Origin of the sequence: Verrucosispora sp. NA02020, from assembly GCF_013364215.1 — a bacterium.
Lineage (GTDB): Bacteria > Actinomycetota > Actinomycetes > Mycobacteriales > Micromonosporaceae > Micromonospora.
This window is the reverse complement of record NZ_CP054923.1, coordinates 6693976-6710600: the sequence shown is the minus strand read 5'-3', so window position 1 is coordinate 6710600 and position 16625 is coordinate 6693976. Positions and strand designations below refer to the sequence as shown.

15 protein-coding genes are annotated in these 16625 nt (G+C 73.4%); 8 read left to right on the top strand and 7 right to left on the bottom strand.

The window, feature by feature from the left end; translation table 11 throughout:
* Nucleotides 1-109: 109 nt before the first annotated feature.
* The gene (locus HUT12_RS30000; protein WP_176095379.1) at nt 110-586 is read right to left on the bottom strand and encodes an MSMEG_6728 family protein; all 477 of its coding nucleotides are present in this window, start codon (nt 584-586) and stop codon (nt 110-112) included.
* A gap of 93 nt (nt 587-679) precedes the next feature.
* On the opposite strand from HUT12_RS30000, the gene HUT12_RS29995 reads away from it, so the two are divergent.
* Nucleotides 680-2476 carry a TrkA family potassium uptake protein gene (locus HUT12_RS29995; RefSeq protein ID WP_176095378.1) on the top strand — a complete coding sequence of 599 codons (1797 nt, stop codon included), beginning with the start codon at nt 680-682 and terminating at the stop codon, nt 2474-2476.
* Nucleotides 2477-2509: 33 nt separating this feature from the next.
* Here the strand turns inward: HUT12_RS29995 and HUT12_RS29990 are convergent, their stop codons facing one another.
* Together HUT12_RS29990 and HUT12_RS29985 are read right to left on the bottom strand one after the other, a co-directional pair.
* Nucleotides 2510-3742: an APC family permease gene (locus tag HUT12_RS29990; protein WP_131055659.1), complete on the bottom strand. Its 1233-nt coding sequence runs from the start codon at nt 3740-3742 to the stop codon at nt 2510-2512.
* Between the two features lie 10 nt (nt 3743-3752).
* The gene (locus tag HUT12_RS29985) at nt 3753-4484 is read right to left on the bottom strand and encodes a phosphatase PAP2 family protein (RefSeq protein WP_176096039.1); all 732 of its coding nucleotides are present in this window, start codon (nt 4482-4484) and stop codon (nt 3753-3755) included.
* A 135-nt stretch (nt 4485-4619) separates the two neighbouring features.
* Here HUT12_RS29985 and HUT12_RS29980 point away from each other — a divergent pair, with 135 nt between their 5' ends.
* Nucleotides 4620-5831, top strand: coding sequence for a DUF4032 domain-containing protein (locus HUT12_RS29980; RefSeq protein WP_131055663.1), 1212 nt, complete (start codon nt 4620-4622; stop codon nt 5829-5831).
* A 9-nt stretch (nt 5832-5840) separates the two neighbouring features.
* Here the strand turns inward: HUT12_RS29980 and nagA are convergent, their stop codons facing one another.
* Genes nagA through HUT12_RS29965 form a run of 3 tightly spaced genes read right to left on the bottom strand, consistent with a single transcriptional unit; the run spans nt 5841 to nt 8844 of the window.
* On the bottom strand, nt 5841-6950 hold the full coding sequence (nagA, locus tag HUT12_RS29975; protein WP_176095377.1) for an N-acetylglucosamine-6-phosphate deacetylase: 1110 nt from the start codon (nt 6948-6950) through the stop codon (nt 5841-5843).
* Nucleotides 6950-7918 (bottom strand): ROK family protein, encoded by a 969-nt coding sequence (locus HUT12_RS29970; protein WP_303393509.1) that lies wholly within the window; start codon nt 7916-7918, stop codon nt 6950-6952. Before HUT12_RS29970 ends, nagA begins: the two co-directional genes overlap by 1 nt.
* Entirely contained in the window at nt 7915-8844 is a 930-nt protein-coding gene (locus HUT12_RS29965; RefSeq protein ID WP_176095376.1) for an SIS domain-containing protein, read from the bottom strand. The genes HUT12_RS29970 and HUT12_RS29965 overlap by 4 nt, the downstream gene beginning before the upstream one ends.
* 280 nt (nt 8845-9124) lie before the next feature.
* Between HUT12_RS29965 and HUT12_RS29960 the strand changes: the two genes are divergently transcribed.
* The 6 genes from HUT12_RS29960 (at nt 9125) to HUT12_RS29935 (ending at nt 14285) form a co-directional block, all read left to right on the top strand.
* The gene (locus HUT12_RS29960) at nt 9125-9910 is read left to right on the top strand and encodes a DeoR/GlpR family DNA-binding transcription regulator (protein ID WP_131054335.1); all 786 of its coding nucleotides are present in this window, start codon (nt 9125-9127) and stop codon (nt 9908-9910) included.
* 154 nt (nt 9911-10064) lie between these two features.
* Complete coding sequence (locus HUT12_RS29955; protein WP_303393508.1) at nt 10065-11075, top strand: ABC transporter ATP-binding protein; 1011 nt, start codon at nt 10065-10067, stop codon at nt 11073-11075.
* Nucleotides 11072-12079, top strand: coding sequence for an ABC transporter permease subunit (locus HUT12_RS29950; protein WP_131054337.1), 1008 nt, complete (start codon nt 11072-11074; stop codon nt 12077-12079). The genes HUT12_RS29955 and HUT12_RS29950 overlap by 4 nt, the downstream gene beginning before the upstream one ends.
* A 153-nt stretch (nt 12080-12232) precedes the next feature.
* Complete coding sequence (locus HUT12_RS29945; protein ID WP_176095375.1) at nt 12233-12655, top strand: DUF3263 domain-containing protein; 423 nt, start codon at nt 12233-12235, stop codon at nt 12653-12655.
* A gap of 54 nt (nt 12656-12709) precedes the next feature.
* Nucleotides 12710-13681: a hypothetical protein gene (locus tag HUT12_RS29940; protein ID WP_254876994.1), complete on the top strand. Its 972-nt coding sequence runs from the start codon at nt 12710-12712 to the stop codon at nt 13679-13681.
* 103 nt (nt 13682-13784) lie between these two features.
* Nucleotides 13785-14285, top strand: coding sequence for a GNAT family N-acetyltransferase (locus tag HUT12_RS29935; RefSeq protein WP_131054339.1), 501 nt, complete (start codon nt 13785-13787; stop codon nt 14283-14285).
* A 19-nt stretch (nt 14286-14304) separates the two neighbouring features.
* On the opposite strand, the gene HUT12_RS29930 is transcribed toward HUT12_RS29935, so the two are convergent.
* Nucleotides 14305-16602, bottom strand: coding sequence for an AAA family ATPase (locus tag HUT12_RS29930; RefSeq protein ID WP_176095374.1), 2298 nt, complete (start codon nt 16600-16602; stop codon nt 14305-14307).
* Nucleotides 16603-16625: the final 23 nt, after the last annotated feature.

Here is a 16625-nt window from a genome sequence, read left to right as displayed (position 1 = left end):
ACCGCACCTCCCGATCGCCCCACAGTCTGCCCGACGCGGTCGGCAGCGCCCTGCCGCGTGTAAGGAGGGGACCCCTGTAATACACGAGGCGATAGCAGGGGGCCCTTCCTTACACGGCGGGGCGGCGGTCGGAGTCGGGCCAGACGTACTCGACGTCGATGGGGGTGTCGTCCCCGAAGATCGGGCGGTAGTGCGCGGGATCCTTGCGCAGCAGCGACGAGCGGTGGCTCAGGTGCAGGTCGGCGCGACCGAGCCAGGGCGGCAGCTCACCCGCCTCGGCCAGCTCCTGCTGGGTACGGACCCGCGTGATGTCCCGGGCGTCGGCGAGGTCGACGGTCAGCGTGATTGCGCAGGTGTCGGCCCGTCCGGTGGCGCTCCAGACCGCGCAGACGTCCAGGCCGTACCGGGTGAGGGCCTCCTCGTAGCCGGTCCACATCTTCACCGCGGGGTGGTGCCGCCAGCCGTACCCGGGGCGGGTCAGTCCACGCAGCACCTGGATCGCCTCCACCCGCTGCTTGCCGAGCCGCCGTTGGTCCAGCGTGCCGGCGCTGGCCAGGAAGTCCGGGTACGGCAGGAAGGTCTGCATGGGGCTTGCCGTACCCGTCCTCGACCCGGACATGCCGGGCAGGGGTCTTCATGATCGTCGCGGGGCTGCGCGGACTGCGACCGGCTGTTTACCATGCGAAGCATGGCGGAGCCGCTGATCGATCGCGCCCGGCGGGCAGGCCGCCGGTTGCGGGTCAACGGCGAGCCACGGGCGCACTACGTGGTCTGCGGCCAGGATCCGCTGGCGTACTGGGTGGTGCGGGCGATGCTGGCCAGCGAGACGCAGACCGGGCGGTTGAGGATCACCCTCGTCGTGCCCGAGCGGCAGCGGTCGCCCGGCCCGGACGGGCGTGACCTGCCCGGCATCGAGGTGGTCCCGGCCGACCGGCTGGACGAGGCGACGTTCCGCCGGGCCGGGTTGGCCGGCGCGGCCGGGTTGGCCCTGTTGCACCAGGACGACGTGGGCAACATGCAGGCCGCCCTCTGCGCGCAGGAGGTCGAGCCCCGGCTGCGGCTGGTCGTGCGGATGTTCAACACCGGCCTGGCCAACGGCGTACGGCAGATCTTCCCCGACTCGTCGGTGCTCTCCGACGCCTCGATGGCCGCCCCGGCCTTCGTGGCCGCCGCGCTCGGCGAGGTCGCGCCGACGCACTTCCGACACGGCGGGCGCACCCTGTACGTGGCCCGCCGCGACGACGTCCGCCCGAGCGAGATCGTCTGCGGGGTGGCCGACACCCGCGACCCCCAGCAGGACCTGGTGCTTCCCGCCGACGACGAGGACGCCGACGTGGTGCTCGCGGAGGCCGTCGGCCGCCCGGCCGGCACCGAGTTGGCCGCCCGCCGGCTGGTCCGGGCCCGGCGTCGACGGCGCCCGGTGGCGATGCTGCTCGGGGCCGTACGCGGCTTCGCCACCCGCAAGATCGGCATCGCGGTGTTCGTGCTGCTCGCCGTGATCGCCGCGTTTGGTGCCCTCTACGGGCGCGCCGCTCACGTCTCCTGGGCCAATGCGCTCTACCTGACCATGGTCACCACGCTCACCGGGCAGGACCCGGACATCGAGAAGGACAGGGCCGAGAAGGTCATGCAGGTGGTGCTCAACCTCGCCGGGGTGGCCCTGATCCCGCTGATCACGGCGGTGGTCGTCGACGGTGTGGTCCGGGCGAGGCTGGCCCTGCACGCCGGGCGGAACTTTGTCGAGCGTTCCGGGCACGTCGTGGTGGTCGGCCTGGGCAACATCGGCACCCGGGTGATGGCCCAGCTCAACGACTTCGGCGTCGAGGTGGTCGCGATCGACAGCAACGCCGACGCCCGGGGTGCCGGGTTGGCCCGGCGGCTGGGCGTACCGCTGGTGGTGGGCGACGCGGCGCAGGAGGAGACGCTGCGCGCCGCCTCGATCGCCACCTGCCAGGCGCTGGTGGTGGTCTCCACCGACGACGGCGCCAACCTGCGGGCGGCGCTGAACGGCCGGACGGTGAACGACCAGCTCCGGGTGGTGCTGCGGCTCTTCGACGGCGACTTCGCCGAGCGGGTGCAGCGGGCCTTCGGCATCGGCACCTCCCGCAGCGTCTCCTATCTGGCGGCACCGTCGTTCGCGGCGGCCCTGCTGGACCGCGCGGTGATCGCCACCATCCCGGTCGGCCGGCACGCGCTGCTGGTCACCGAGGTCGCGGTGGCGGCCGGTTCGAGGCTGGACGGCCGGACACTCGCCAGCGTCGGCCGACCGGGCAGCGTCCGGTTGCTCGCGCACGCCCGGGTCGGGCAGCGTCTCGACTGGTCACCGGACCGGCGGATGATGGTCTCGGCGGGGGACCGGCTGACCGTGATGGCCCGCCGGGCCGGGCTGAACTCCCTGCTCCGCGAGGTCGCTCCACCCGAGCCGGAGCCGCCGGCACCGACCGGCCCACCGGTGCCGCGCGAGGCCGAGGAGTGACGGCACCGGCCACCACCGAGTGAGCAGCTCGGGTCAGGCGCGGGTGGGGCGCAGCGCGTACCAGGCGGCGCCGAGGGCGAGTACGCCGAGGCCGGCGAGCACGCTGGTCAGCGGCAGGTTGACCGCGAGCAGGACACAGCCGACCAGCCCCAGCACGGCGAGGGCCCGCACCGGCAGTCTCCGCTCCGGGTCCCGGCCGAGGGTCAGCGCCGCCGCGTTGGTGATCGCGTAGTAGACCAGCACGGTGACGCTGGAGAAGCCGATCGCGGCCCGGACGTCACCGAGCGCCACCACCAGGATCACCACGGCGGCGACGGCCAGTTCGGCGCGGTGCGGCACCCGGTGTACGGGGTGCACGGTGGCCAGGGCGGCGGGCAGGTCGCGGCGGCGGGCCATCGCCAGCGTGGTGCGACCCACCCCGGCCAGCAGGGACAGCAGCACCCCGGTCACCGCGACGGTCGCCCCGGCGCGGACCACCCAGGCCAGGCCGGGCAGCCCGGCGGCGCTCACCACGTCGGCCAGCGGCGCGGTCGACCCGGCGAGCCGGTCCGGCCCGAGCACACCGAGTGCGATCACGGCCAGCACCAGGTAGACCACCAGCACCAGGCCGAGCGCCAGCGGCACCGCCCGGGGGATGGTCCGCTCCGGCTCCCGGACCTCCTCGCCGAGGGTGGCGATCCGGGCGTATCCGGCGAAGGCGAAGAAGAGCAGGCCGGCGGCGGTGAGCACGCCGCGCGCGGAGCCGCCGGGCTGGTCGATCCGAGCGAGCTGGACGCCGGTCGCGCCGGCCACCGCCACCAGGGCCAGCACCGCCAGCACGACCAGCACCAGGAGCCGGGTGGCGGTGGCGGTCTTGGCGACGCCGCGCAGGTTCACGCCGGTCACCGCGACGACGGCGGCGACGGCCACGAGCCGGGCCTGTCCGGGCCAGAGGTACGCCCCGACGGTCAGCGCCATCGCCGCGCAACTCGCCGTCTTGCCGACCACGAACCCCCAGCCGGCGACGAACCCGGCGAACGGGCCGAGCCGTTCCCGCCCGTAGACGTAGGTGCCGCCGGACTCCGGGTAGCGGGCCGCCAACCGGGCCGAGCTGGTCGCGTTGCAGAACGCCACCGCACCGGCCAGCGCCAGCGCGACCAGCAGTCCGGTGCCGCCGGCTGCCGCGGCGGCCGGAGCGAAGACCACGAAGACGCCCGCGCCGAGCATCGAGCCCAGACCGATGACGACCGCATCCGGTACGCCCAGCCGCCGCACCAACCGTTCCACGGCCCGCAGCCTAGGGGCGTTCGGTGAACGGAGCGCTCCAGTGGCGTAGCCGTTCGGGGAGCGGCAACCCGTCCCAGGGCACCCGGTGCAGCAGCCGGTCCAGCAGCAGGCCCAGCAGCAGGGCGGCGAGCCCGTCGGTGAGCCAGTGGAAGTTCAGGTACGTGGTGGTGACCAGCAGGATCGCCGGGGGCGCGTACCGGACCAGTCGGTAGAGCCCGGTCCGGAGCCGGCCGGCGGTCAGCGCGAGCAGCAGTGCGGCGATCACGCCGTACCAGACGATCGCGTTCGCGACGTGGCCCGACGGGTACGACAGCGAGTAGGCGTCCGGTGGCAGCTCGTGGAAGATCCGTACCGCCTCCTCCGGTGCCAGGAACGGCTCCTTGACCGAGGCGGTCGGGGCGGCCCGGTCGGTCCAGAGCTTGAGCGGACCGATCGTCAGCGTGGTGACCACGAGAGCGGCACCCACCAGCAGGAACGGCCGGATCGTACGGCGTCGCCAGGCCACCGCCACCGCGAGTCCGCCGGAGAGCGGCAGCAGCAGCCCACCGCCCTGACCGAGCAGGTTGAACGCTCGGGCGATCCAGTACAGCGGGGTGGGTGCGTGAGCGAAGGCCCACTCGCTCACCGCGAGGTCGAGGCCGTAGAACCGGCCGGTGGCGAGCACGGCGGTCAGCGCCGCGAACCCGGCGATCAGCAGGGCGTCGCACCACCAGCCGGCCGGGCGTACCGGCGCCGGGCGCAGCCTCCGGGGTGTCGTTTCCCGCACCCCGCCACGCTACCGGGCCGTCGGGGTGGATCGACCGCGCCTCCGTCCCGGCACTGTGGGGCCGACCACGCGGGGAAGCGTTCCGGGCGGCGAGCCGTCAGACTTGACGCCGTGCGGATCACTTCGGCCCTCGTAGACCCGGCGTTGCTCGACCTGCCCTGGTCGACACCGTTGGAGGAGTGGCCGGCCGAACATCTGGTCGCACTTCCGCAGGGCATCTCCCGGCACGTGGTGCGTTTCGTCCGCCTCGGCGGGTTCGTCTACGCGGTCAAGGAGACCGGCGAGCGGGTGGCCGAGCGGGAGTACGACCTGCTGCGGGCGCTGGAACGGATCGACTTCCCGTCGGTGCAGGCGGTGGCGATCGTCGCCGACCGGCAGTCCGACGCCGGTGAGCCGCTCGACCCGGTGCTGATCACCCGGCACCTCCAGTTCTCCCTGCCGTACCGGGCGTTGTTCTCGCACACGCTGCGGCCGGAGACGATGGGCCGGCTGCTGGACGCGCTCGCCGCGCTGCTGGTCCGGATGCACCTGACCGGCTTCTTCTGGGGCGACTGCTCGCTGTCGAACACGCTGTTCCGGCGGGACGCGGGCGCGTTCGCCGCGTACCTGGTCGACGCCGAGACCGGGGCGCTGCGCAGCGCGCTCTCCAACGGCCAGCGTGGCGAGGACCTGGAGATCGCCCGGGTCAACATCTTCGGCGAGGCGCTCGACCTCGCCGCTGCCGGCCTGCTGCACGACTCGATCGACCCGGAGGTGGTCTGCGAGGAGGTCGTGCAGCGGTACGAGCGGCTCTGGCACGAGATCACCTACGAACAGCAGGTGGAGCGGGACGGTCGGCACGACGTCGAGGGCCGGATCCGGCGACTCAACGAGATGGGCTTCGACGTGGCCGAGGTGGCCATGTCGACGATCGACAACGGGCGGTACCTCATCCGGCCGAAGGTGGTCGACGCCGGCTACCACCACCGGCGGCTGCTCCGGCTCACCGGTCTGGACGCCGAGGAGAACCAGGCCCGCCGGCTGCTCAACGACCTCGACGCGTACCGGGCGGAGAGCGACCTGATCGACGAGCAGCAGGCTGCGCACCGCTGGCTGACCGAGGTGTTCGAGCCGGTGGTCCGCGCCGTGCCCGCGCACCTGCGGCGCAAGCTGGAGCCGCAGGAGCTGTTCGCGCAGATCATCGAGCACAAGTGGCTGCTCTCCGAGGAGGCCGGGCGGGACGTCGGCATGCGGCACGCCGTGCACTCGTTCCTCGGCGACGTGCTGGTGCACCGCCCCGACGAGCAGGCGGTGCTCGGCGTGGAGATCCCGGCGCCCCGCTGACCGGCCAGGTCACTCGACCCAGTCGCCACCGCGCATCACCCGGACGACCCGCAGGTCGTCGTCGAGCACCACCAGGTCGGCGCGGAGGCCGGGCTGGAGGGCGCCTACCTGGTCGCCGAGGCCGATCGCGAGCGCCGGCGTGGTGGACACCATGCGCACCGCGTCGGGCACCGGGATCCCGGCGGCCACCGCGTTGCGCAGCGCCGCGTCCATGGTCAGGGTGCTGCCGGCGATCGCCCCGTCCCGGGCCAGCCGGGCCTCTCCGTCGGTCACGGTCACCGCCTGCCCGCCCAGCTCGTACTCGCCGTCGGGCATCCCGGCGGCGGCCATCGCATCGGTGATCAGCGCACAGCGTTCCGGACCGGCGGTGCCGGTGGCGAAGGTCAACGTGCCCTGGTGCAGGTGCACCCCGTCGGCGACCAGCTCGCACACGACGTTCGGGGCGGTCAGCAACGCCACCACCGGTCCCGGCTCGCGGTGGTGCACCGGACGCATCCCGTTGAACAGGTGGGTGCCGACGTTCGCCCCGGCCGCCACCGCGGCGACGGTCTGCTCGTACGTCGCGTCGGTGTGCCCGACGGCGGCGACCACGCCCTGCCGGGTGAGCAGCTCGATGGCCTCCAGCGCGCCCGGGCGCTCCGGGGCGAGGGTGACCATCCGCACCGCGCCGTCACCGAGCTTGATCAACTCGTTCAGCTCGTCCGTGGACGGATCGCGGAGGAACTCCGGGTTCTGCGCGCCGCACCGGGCGGCGGAGAGGTACGGCCCCTCGAAGTGGATACCGGCCAGCACGCCGTCGCCCACCAGCGGGGCGAACGCGGTGGTGGCCGCGCGCATCAGGTCGAACGGCGCGCTGACCAGGCTGGCGAGCAGGCTGGTGGTGCCGTGCCGCAGGTGGAACGCGGCGGCGGCACGGGCCTGGTCGGCGTCGCCGGTGGTGAAGGTGTGCCCACCGCCGCCGTGGGTGTGCATGTCGACGAAGCCGGGCACCACCCAGTGGCCGTCCTGGACCGACGGGTACTCGGCGACAGCGCTGATCCGGTCGTCCCGGACCTCGACGCAACCCTGCCGGATCACCCCGCTCGGGGTCACCACCTTGCCGTTAACCCGTACGGTCATCACGTCTCCAGCTGGTCGAGGGCGAGCAGGGCGGCACCGAGGCAGCCCGCCTCGTCGCCGAGGGCGGCCGGGACCAGTCGTGGCTCCCGGTGGAACGTCAGCCGGTCCCGCAGCGCGGCACGCAGCGGGTCGAACAGCCCGGCACCGGCCTGGGCGAGCCCACCGCCCAGGACGATCGTCTCCACGTCGAAGAGGGCCTGGCCGGTGGCCAGCCCGTCGGCCAATGCCGCGACGGCCTCCCGCCACACCCGGCTGGCGATCTCCTCACCGGCAGCCGCGCGGGCGGCCACCTCGGCGGCGCTCACCATCGTCGGCGGCGTACCGGAACCGGTGGCGCACCCGACGTCCGACCCGGCGGTGAGTGCGGCGTAGCGGCGGGCGACGGCCGAGGCGGAGGCGATCGACTCCAGGCAGCCGGCCCGGCCGCAGCCGCAGGGCGGGCCGTCCGGGCGGACCAGGATGTGGCCGAGTTCCCCGGCCGCGCCGTGTGCGCCGGTGGCGGCCGACCCGGCGACCACGTGCGCGGCGGCGATGCCGGTGCCGATGGCCACGAAGAGCACGTGCCCGGCGTCGCGGCCGGCGCCGAGGCGCGCCTCGGCGAGCCCGCCGGCCCGCACGTCGTGCCCGAGCGCCGTGGGCAGGCCGAGGCGTGCCGTGGCCAGTTCCCGCAGGGGTACGTCCCGGAAGCCCACGTTCGCCGACCAGACCGCGACGCCGCGTGCCTCGTCGACGACGCCCGGTACCACGACGCCGAGCGCGGCCGGGGCGAGGCCGTCGGCGCGGGCCTTGTCGGCCAGCCCCTCGGCCACGGCGAGGATCGTGTCGACGACCGCCTCGGCACCCCGGGCCGCCTCGGTGGGGTGCCGTTCGGCGTGCACCACGGCACCGTCGGGCCGGATCAGCGCGCACTTCATCCCGGTGCCGCCGACGTCCAACGCGACGACGACCCGCTCGTGATCTGCGGTCACGTGAGTACCACGGACCTGCTCAGGTGCCGGGGTGCGTCGGGGTCGAGCCCGCGACTGGTGGCCAGGGCGACGGCGAAGCGTTGCGCCAGGATCAGGTCGGCCATCGGGTCGACCGGGGTACGCCCGGCGGCCCAGCGGCCCAGCACGGTACGGACACCGTGGGTGCGGCTGTGCGCGAAGGCGGCACCGGTGGCGGCGACGTCCTCGGGCAGCCCGTCGGGCAGCTCGCCGAAGGCCCAGACCAGCCGGCCCGGTGCGGCGACGGAGATCGGGCCGTGCCGGTAGTCCATCGCCGGGTACGCCTCGGCCCAGAAGGTGGCCGCCTCGCGGCACTTGAGCGCCGCCTCCTGGGCCAGCCCGATCGTCCAGCCCCGGCCGAGGAAGGTGACCTGCTCGATCAGGCTCGGGTCGATCGGCAGCGGGGCGCGGACCGCGACCTCCGCGTCGGCGACCAGCGCGGTGATGTTGTCACCCAGGTGGGCGCGGAGCAGCGCCAGCGCGGTGGTGGGGAAGCGGGTCTGGATCACCGCACGTTCGTCGGCGAAGGGCATGGTGACGCTGGCGTCGGCGATGTCGACGGCCGGTGCGGCGGGGTCGCCCACCAGCACGGTGGTCGGGATCTGTCCGCGTACGGCGGTGAGCAGGTCGAGGACCTCGGTCGTGGTGCCGGAGCGGGTGATCGCCAGCAGCCGGTCGTACCGCCGTCCGGCGGGGAACTCGCTGGCCTGGAAGGCGTCGGTCTCGCCGTGCCCGACGGCCTCGCGGCGGGCCGCGTACGCGGTGGCCATGAACCACGAGGTGCCACAGCCGACGACGGCGACCCGTTCGCCGGTGCGGGGGAGCCGGTCGACCACCGAGGGGGCCAGGTCGGCCGCCTGGCGCCAGCAGTCCGGCTGGCTCGTGATCTCCGCGGAAACGTACGCCATGAGAACTCCTCGCAGGCCAGTTCGCTGCGTCATGCCCTTCGTTGCGCAGTGCAGCTTGTCGCGTAGCACGGCTTGTTGCGCAGTGCGGCTCGACGTGTGTTGCCGCTGGCTGCGCAATACGGCTCGTTAACCGCATCTTTCGAGCGCCATTCTGCTCGAAACGCGGTGGTAATGGCAACCGCAGGGGTGAACGCGCAGCCAGAGGTTTTGCCTCATCGTAGTTTCGCGCACTACTGTGCACGCAACCAATCACGGATCGTGCAGTGACGGAGGCTCCGGGGTGGACCGCTACGCGAGATGGAACGCCCTGCTCGAAATGCTGACCGACTCCGGTCGGGTCACCGTCGAGGAGGCCGCCGAACGCCTGGACGTCTCGCAGGCCACCATCCGCCGCGACTTCGACCAGCTCGCCCAACAGCAGATGATCACGCGTACCCGGGGTGGCGCGGTCGCCAACGGTGTCTCGTACGACCTGCCGCTGCGCTACAAGACCGCCAAGCACTCCGCCGAGAAGCAGCGGATCGGCGCGGCCGCCGCCGCGCTGGTGTCCCCGGGCACCGTGGTCGGCCTCAACGGCGGCACCACCAGCACCGAGGTGGCGCGGGCGCTGGCCGTCCGCCCGGATCTCAACACCAATGCCGAGGGCGCGCAGCTGACCGTGGTCACCAACGCCCTGAACATCGCCAACGAGCTGCTGGTCCGGTCCCGGATGAAGGTCGTGGTGGCCGGCGGGGTGGTGCGGCCGAAGTCGTTCGAGCTGGTCGGCCCGTTGGGTGGGGCGCTGCTGCGCGAGGTCACTCTCGACGTGGCGCTGCTCGGCGTGGACGCCATCGATCCGCAGCTCGGCGCCGCCGCCCACCACGAGGGTGAGGCGGCGATGAACAACCTGATGGTGGCCCGCGCCAAGCGGGTCGTGATCATTGCGGACTCGTCCAAACTGGGCGGTCACGCCTTCGCCCGCATCTGCTCCGTGGAACGGGTCGAGACGCTGGTCACCGACTCGGGTGCGGCACCCGAGGTGGTCGATGCCTTCCGCGTCGCCGGTGTCCACGTCATCTGCGCCTGACGTGCAAGGAAGGGCCCCCTCCTAACGCCTCCGGTAGAGCAGGGGACCCCTGCTAACAACACCCCCGGCGTGGCACTGCATACCGGGTATTGCCTTCCGCTGCATACCGCGTATGGTGTCGTCGTCGCCCACACACCAACGGGGGAGGTGCAGCTTGCCAGCTGTCCTGGAAATCGAAGGTCTACGAAAGACGTACCGGAGCCGACGCCGTGGCACCCGCAACGCCTTGGACGGCTTCGACATGCGCGTCGAGGCGGGACAGGTGCACGGCTTCCTCGGCCCCAACGGGTCGGGCAAGACCACCACACTGCGTACGCTGCTCGGCCTGATCCGGCCCGACGGCGGCCGGATGGCGATCCTCGGGCACGAGGTGCCCGCAGCGCTGCCGCAGGTCGCCGGTCAGGTCGGCGCGATCGTGGAGAGCCCGCAGTTCTTCCCGCACTTCAGCGCCAAGGACACCCTGTCGCTGCTGGCCGGCGCCGGTGACGTGCCCGCGCAGCGGGTCGACGAGGTGCTGGAACTGGTCGGCTTGCGCGACCGGGCCGGGGAGCGGGTCAAGACGTACTCGCTCGGCATGAAGCAGCGGCTCGCGGTCGCCTCGGCGCTGCTCAAGAACCCACGGCTGCTGATCCTGGACGAGCCGGCCAACGGCCTCGACCCGGGCGGCATCCGGGAGATGCGCTCCCTGATGCGCAATCTCTCCGAATCCGGCATGACGGTGGTGCTGTCCAGCCACATCCTCGGCGAGATCCAGCTCATCTGCGACTCGGTCACCATCATCTCGTTGGGTCGCCGGGTCGCCTTCGGCCCGGTCGACGAGGTGCTGGCGCAGCACTCTTCGGGCGGGGTGCGGGTCCGGCTGGAGGCCGTGACCGACCTGCCGGTCGCCGCCGCCGCGCTGACCCAGGCGGGCGTACGGGTCACCACGAACGCCGACCACCTGATGCTCGCCGGGGTGGACAAGCCGGCCACCGTCACCCGGCTCCTCGCCGAGCAGGGGCTCTACGTCAGCGAACTCGCACCGATCGCGGTCGACCTGGAGAGCGTCTTCCTCGAACTGACCGCCACCGCACCGGTCCCCGGTCAGCACCGGCAGGTCGACCAGTCCGTACGAATCGACGGGGCGGCACCGTCCGCGCCCACCGCAGGAGGTTGGGGCGCGTGAGTCTCTTCCGTACCGAGCTGCGCCGGCTCGCCAAACGACGCTTCGCCCGCTGGATGGCGGTGGGGGGCCTGCTGGTGCTGGCCGTCGTCGTGGTCGGCATGTTCGTCAGCAACCAGAAGATCGGCCCGGACCAGTGGGCCGCGGCGGAACGGTCCGCCGACCGGCAGTACCAGGAGCAGGTCCGCTGGGCCGAGCAGGAGCGCGTCGCCTGCGAGCGGGCGAAGACGACGGGCGAGGAGTTCTACACCACCAACTGCGCGGAGATCAGCCCGCCGGCACGTGAGGACATCGAGGCGGAGTGGTTCCTGCCCTCGACGTTCGACTTCCGCGAGAGCTTCGGCGACATGCTGATCCCGCTCGCCGCGATCCTGGCCCTGATCGGGTTCGTGGTCGGCGCCTCCTTCGTGGGCGCCGAGTGGAGCACCGGCGGGATGATGAACCTGCTGCTCTGGCGACCGAAACGGCTGACCGTGCTGCTGACCAAGCTCGGCGCGCTGCTCACCGGGCTGCTCGCCCTGGCGCTGCCCGCCACGGTGGCCTGGTTCGGCAGCATGTGGCTGGTCGCCAACCTGCGCGGCAGCACCGAGCAGATGACCTCCGGCGCCTGGCAGTCGTTCCTGCTCACCGGGCTTCGCGGCATCGTGCTGGCACTGGTGGCGGCGACGGTGGGCTTCGCCCTGGCGTCGCTGGGTCGGCACACCGCGATGGCGCTCGGCGGAGCGATCGGGGTGCTGGTGGTCGGTCAGATGGCGATCGCCGTCCTGCTGAGCATGATCCAGGTGCGGTACCTCGACGCGTGGCTGCTGCCCACCTACGCGTACGCCTGGATGACCAAGGAGATCGAGCTCCAGGACTGGCGCTCCTGCGACGCCTCGTACACGGGCAACTGTGAGCCGGCGACGCTGGCGATCACCTGGCAGCACTCGTCGCTGCTGTTCACGGTCGGCGTCGTGCTCTTCCTCGGCGCGGCGATGTGGGCGATGCGCCGCCGCGACATCAACTGACTCGACCGACTGCGGACGCCACCGCCACCACCGCCCTCGGGTCGGTGGTGGCGGTGGTGCGTACGCGTCGCGATGCGTCGGAAGAGGCCCCTGGTTAGGCTGGTGGACCCGGTCGGCGCTGCTCGTGCCGGCCGCCCCTCGCAGAGGAGCCCCATGCAGCCCGCCGACGCCGCTGAGACAGCGGAGACCGGTCCGGACGCCGTCACGGTGCCGCCGCCACGGTCCGCCCCCGAGGTGGAGTCGACCCGGGCGCCGGACGCGGGTGTCGTCGGCCCCGAAGGATCCGAGGACACCGCCGAGGACGCCGCAGCGGAGAGTGCCCCCGAGGCAGCCGTTCCGCCCGCCGGGGGGCTCGCCGACCGGGACCGCGAGATCCTCGCCTTCGAACGCCAGTGGTGGCGACACGCCGGTGCGAAGGAACAGGCCATCCGGGACCGTTTCGGGCTCTCCGCGACCCGCTACTACCAGTTGCTGAACGCGTTGCTGGACAACCCGGCCGCGCTGGCGGCAGACCCGGTGCTGGTGGGCCGGCTGGTCCGGCTGCGCGCTTCCCGCGCACGCAACAGGCGCCGCTGACCGGGGAGAATGTCGGACCGTGCGGCGGGTAGCCGGGGCACGGAGGTGGCGACGATGACCGGATCAGGCCCGACGCGACCGGGGCGTACCGCACAGGTGACGTATCCGAGGACGGACGCGGGGCTGCCCGAGGCCGTCTCCGAGGAACGTCGGCGGGGCCCGGCGGTCGGTGCCGCGCCGACCATGCGGGTACGCTCCGCGTCCGCCCCGCCACCGGGCCGGGCGGTCAACGAGGACCTGGTGTTCCGGTTCGGCCCGCTGGTCGGGGTCCTGGACGGGGCGACCGTGCCGGAGGGCTTCGACACCGGCTGCGTACACGGGCCGCAGTGGTACGTCCGGCACCTGGCCGCCCGACTGGGGCTGGCCGAGGCGGCGCGCCCGGCGGCGACGCTGGTGAGCAACCTGGCGGCGGCGATCCTGGCGGTCCGCTCCGACCACGGCGGGCAGTGTGATCTCGACCACCCCGGAACGCCGTCGAGCACGGTGTGCCTGCTGCGCGACGGTGGTGACCAGGTCGACTACCTGGTGCTCTGCGACAGCCCCCTGGTGCTCGACATCGGTGGTCGGGTCGGGGTGGTCACCGACGACCGGTTGGCCGCCTCGGTGGCCCGGTTGCGCGCCGTCGCCACCGCACTGCCCGACTCGACGGACCGGGCGACCCGCTTCCGGCACGCCGTCACCGCGCAGCGCGAGCGGATGAACCGTACGCACGGTTACTGGGTCGCCGCCGCCGATCCGGACGCCGCCTACCAGGCGGTGGTCGGCACACTGCCCTTGCGGGGCCCGGAGGCGCTGCGGCGCGCGGTGCTGCTCACCGACGGGGCCTCCGCCGCCGTCGAGGAGTTCGGCCTCTTCGACTGGGCCGGCCTGCTGGACGTGGTGTCCACCGGCGGTCCGGGCGCGCTCGTCGACCTGGTCCGGTCGGCCGAGCGGGAGCACCCCGACCGGCTGCGCCGGCACAAGCCGGCCGACGACGCGTCTGCCGTCTACTGCGAATTCACTCGGTCGGACGACAGCGGAGCGTGAGGTCGGACGAAATCCGGTCCGACCGGTCGAACCCGTCCGCCGGAGGGGTCGGTCGACGCGGACCGGGTGGACTTGCGGCGTCGGGCGCGGGAGACTGCGGCACGTGACGGGTGCGGTCCGGTTGGAGCCGGTAGACGAGAAGAACCTCGAACCGTTGCTCTCCGTAGCGGCGGCCGAGGCGGAACCGGCCGAGGTGATGCCGCCGGTGGAGGCACCGGCGGGCTGGTCGCACGCGCGGCGGGAGGCGTTCCGGGAGTTCCACCGCGCCAGCTTCGGCGGGCTCGACGGGCCCACACGCACCGCCATGTACGCCATCCTGGCCGGCGGTGAGGTGGTCGGCATGATCCGGATGACCCGGCGGGACGCCCCGGACACCGTCGAGGTGGGCATGTGGCTGGGCCAGTCCGCCCGGGGCCAGGGCATCGGGCGGGCGGCGCTGTGCGAGCTGATGAACCTCGCGCCGGACGTCGGAGTGCGGACCGTGGTCGCGGACACCACGGCGGACAACCACGGTGCCCTGTACGTGCTGGAGAGGTGCGGCGCCAAACTGCGCGAGGACGGCGACCGGGTGTACGCCGAGATCGCCCTCAACCCCGCCCCCTGACCCCACCCCCGTGGTGGGGTCAGCTGCGTTTGTCGGCGTAGGCGGCCAGCCAGGCGACCTGGTCGGGGTCCAGGGACGGGCGTACCCGGGATCGGGCGGTGGCGACGTGGTCGGCGGTGACCGTGGCGGCGGTCAGCGACTCGCGCATCGCGGCCAGCGCCGCCTCCCGGACCAGCGCCGCGCAGTCGGCGGCGGAGAAGCCGTCCAGCTCCGCGCCGAGCGAGGGCAGGTCGACGTCCTCGGCGAGCGGTACGTTGCGGGCCGCGGCCCGCAGGATCGCCGTCCGCGCCTCGGCGTCCGGCGGCGGTACGTAGACCAGCCGTTCCAGCCGTCCGGGCCGCAGCAGCGCCGGGTCGATCAGGTCGGGCCGGTTCGTCGCGCCGATCACCACCACGTTGCGCAGTGACTCGACGCCGTCCATCTCGGTCAGCAGCGCGGCCACCACCCGGTCGGTGGTGCCGCCGTCGCTGGCCTGGCCGCGTACCGGGGCCAGGGCGTCCACCTCGTCCAGGAACACCAGCGTCGGCGCGGCTTCCCGGGCCCGCCGGAACAGTTCACGGACCGCGCGTTCGCTCTCGCCGACCCACTTCGACAGCAGTTCGGCGCCCTTGACCGAGAGCACGTTCGCCCGGCCGGACCCGGCCAGCGCGGTCACCAGGTACGTCTTGCCGCAGCCGGGCGGACCGTAGAGCAGCACGCCACGCGGTGGCTGCACGCCGAGGCGGGCGAACGTGTCCGGGTAGGTCAGCGGCCACAGCACCGACTCGGTCAGCGTCTGCTTGACCTCGACCAGGTCACCGACGTCGTCGAGGGTCACCCGGGCCAGTTCGAGCGTGGAGGCGGCCATGGTGGTCGGCCGTACCACCTCCAACGCGGCGGTGAAGTCGGCCATCGCGACGGTCGGGTTCTCCACCGACTTCTGCCGCAGGGCCGCGCGCACGCCGGCCTCCCGCACCAGCGCGGCCAGGTCGGCGGCGACGAACCCGGGGGTACGCCCGGCGACCTCGTCCAGCCGTACGTCCTCGGCGAGCGGCACCGGGCGGGTCAGCACGGTGAGCTGTTCCCGGCGCAGGGCGGCGTCCGGCAGCGGGACGTCGATCCGCAGCGAGAGCAGGTCCGGGGCGCGGAGCGCCGGGTCCACGGCCTCCGGTCGGCCCGTGGTGCAGACCACCGCCGAGCCGGCCCGGACGACCTCGGCCAGGCACTGCCGGAACACGGTCCCCACCGGGCCGGGGCTGTCCGCCGGAGCCAGCGCCTCCACGTCCGAGACCAGCAGCACGGCCGGGCCACCGGCGACCACCTCGGCGGTCACCGCCCGGAGCCGGGCCGCGGCCGAGGAGTTGGTCAGCGCCGCGACCTCGGGAGCCCAGAGCTGGTGCACCCGGGCACCGACCTGCGCGGCCACCGCCCGGACCAGCGCGGACTTCCCGGAGCCGGCCGGACCGGCGACGAGTACGCCGAGCGCGACGGTGGTGCCGAGTCGGCCGAGCACCTCACCGTGGTGGAAGCCCAGGTCCAGCAGTTCGGTCAGCTCCTCCGCCTGGGACCGCAGGCCGGGCAGCTCGTCCACCGACGGAAGGTGCTCCTGGTGCACCTCGCTGTCGGCCCAGACCTCGGCACCGGTCTCCGCGTCCGCGTCGGTGTGCCGGTCAGCGCCCACCGTCGTACGCCCACCGGTCGGTCGCCCGAGCCCGGCGGAGACGGCGGTCGCCGACCTGCGGGCGTCGGTCTTTCCCCGGGTCTCCGGGCCGTGCTCCCACCCGACCAGGGTGTCCATGGTGACCAGCGCCCCCGGGGCCGGGTCGGCGTCGACGACGCGGAGGAGCGTGCTGGTCCAGGCGTAGCCGACCCGGGTGGAGAGGCTGCGTCGGGCCGCCTCCACCAGCGTGCGCGTCGACGCGTCCGGGAGGACGTCCTGGGGCAGCAGGGAGACGTCGTCCCCGGCGGTGACCACCTTGCCGAGCAACGCCAGTCGCAGCATCTCCGGGGAGACCACCGCGACGATCTGGGCCGGGCCGGAGAGCAGCACCCGGCGGGCGGCGGTGACGGGTGCCGGGCGCACCGTGACCTCCCCGCCGTCGCGGACGCCGAGGTTGCCCAGCGTCAGGTCGTCGGCGTGCAGCAGGCCGGCACCGGAGCCCGGTTCGGCCTCGGCGGCGATGCCGGCGGTCACCCGCCTGCCGGTCAACCGGACCGGATCGCCTGGCCGCAGCGCGAGCGCGGTGAGCGCCTCGGGGTGCAGCCGGACGATGCCACGCCGGGCGTCCAGCGCGGCCGGACGCAGACTGGCGATCAGGGTCAACTCGGGTTCGCCCACCCGAGCGACCCTAACCGGCCCGG

Excerpts from the sequence above, each read along its gene's own strand:
- HUT12_RS30000 (WP_176095379.1), bottom strand. The coding sequence starts at position 586 with ATGCAGACCTTCCTGCCGTACCCGGACTTCCTGGCCAGCGCCGGCACG.
- nagA (WP_176095377.1), bottom strand. The coding sequence starts at position 6,950 with ATGACCGTACGGGTTAACGGCAAGGTGGTGACCCCGAGCGGGGTGATC.
- HUT12_RS29995 (WP_176095378.1), top strand. The coding sequence starts at position 680 with ATGCGAAGCATGGCGGAGCCGCTGATCGATCGCGCCCGGCGGGCAGGC.
- HUT12_RS29940 (WP_254876994.1), top strand. The coding sequence starts at position 12,710 with ATGACCGGATCAGGCCCGACGCGACCGGGGCGTACCGCACAGGTGACG.
- HUT12_RS29945 (WP_176095375.1), top strand. The coding sequence starts at position 12,233 with ATGCAGCCCGCCGACGCCGCTGAGACAGCGGAGACCGGTCCGGACGCC.
- HUT12_RS29965 (WP_176095376.1), bottom strand. The coding sequence starts at position 8,844 with ATGGCGTACGTTTCCGCGGAGATCACGAGCCAGCCGGACTGCTGGCGC.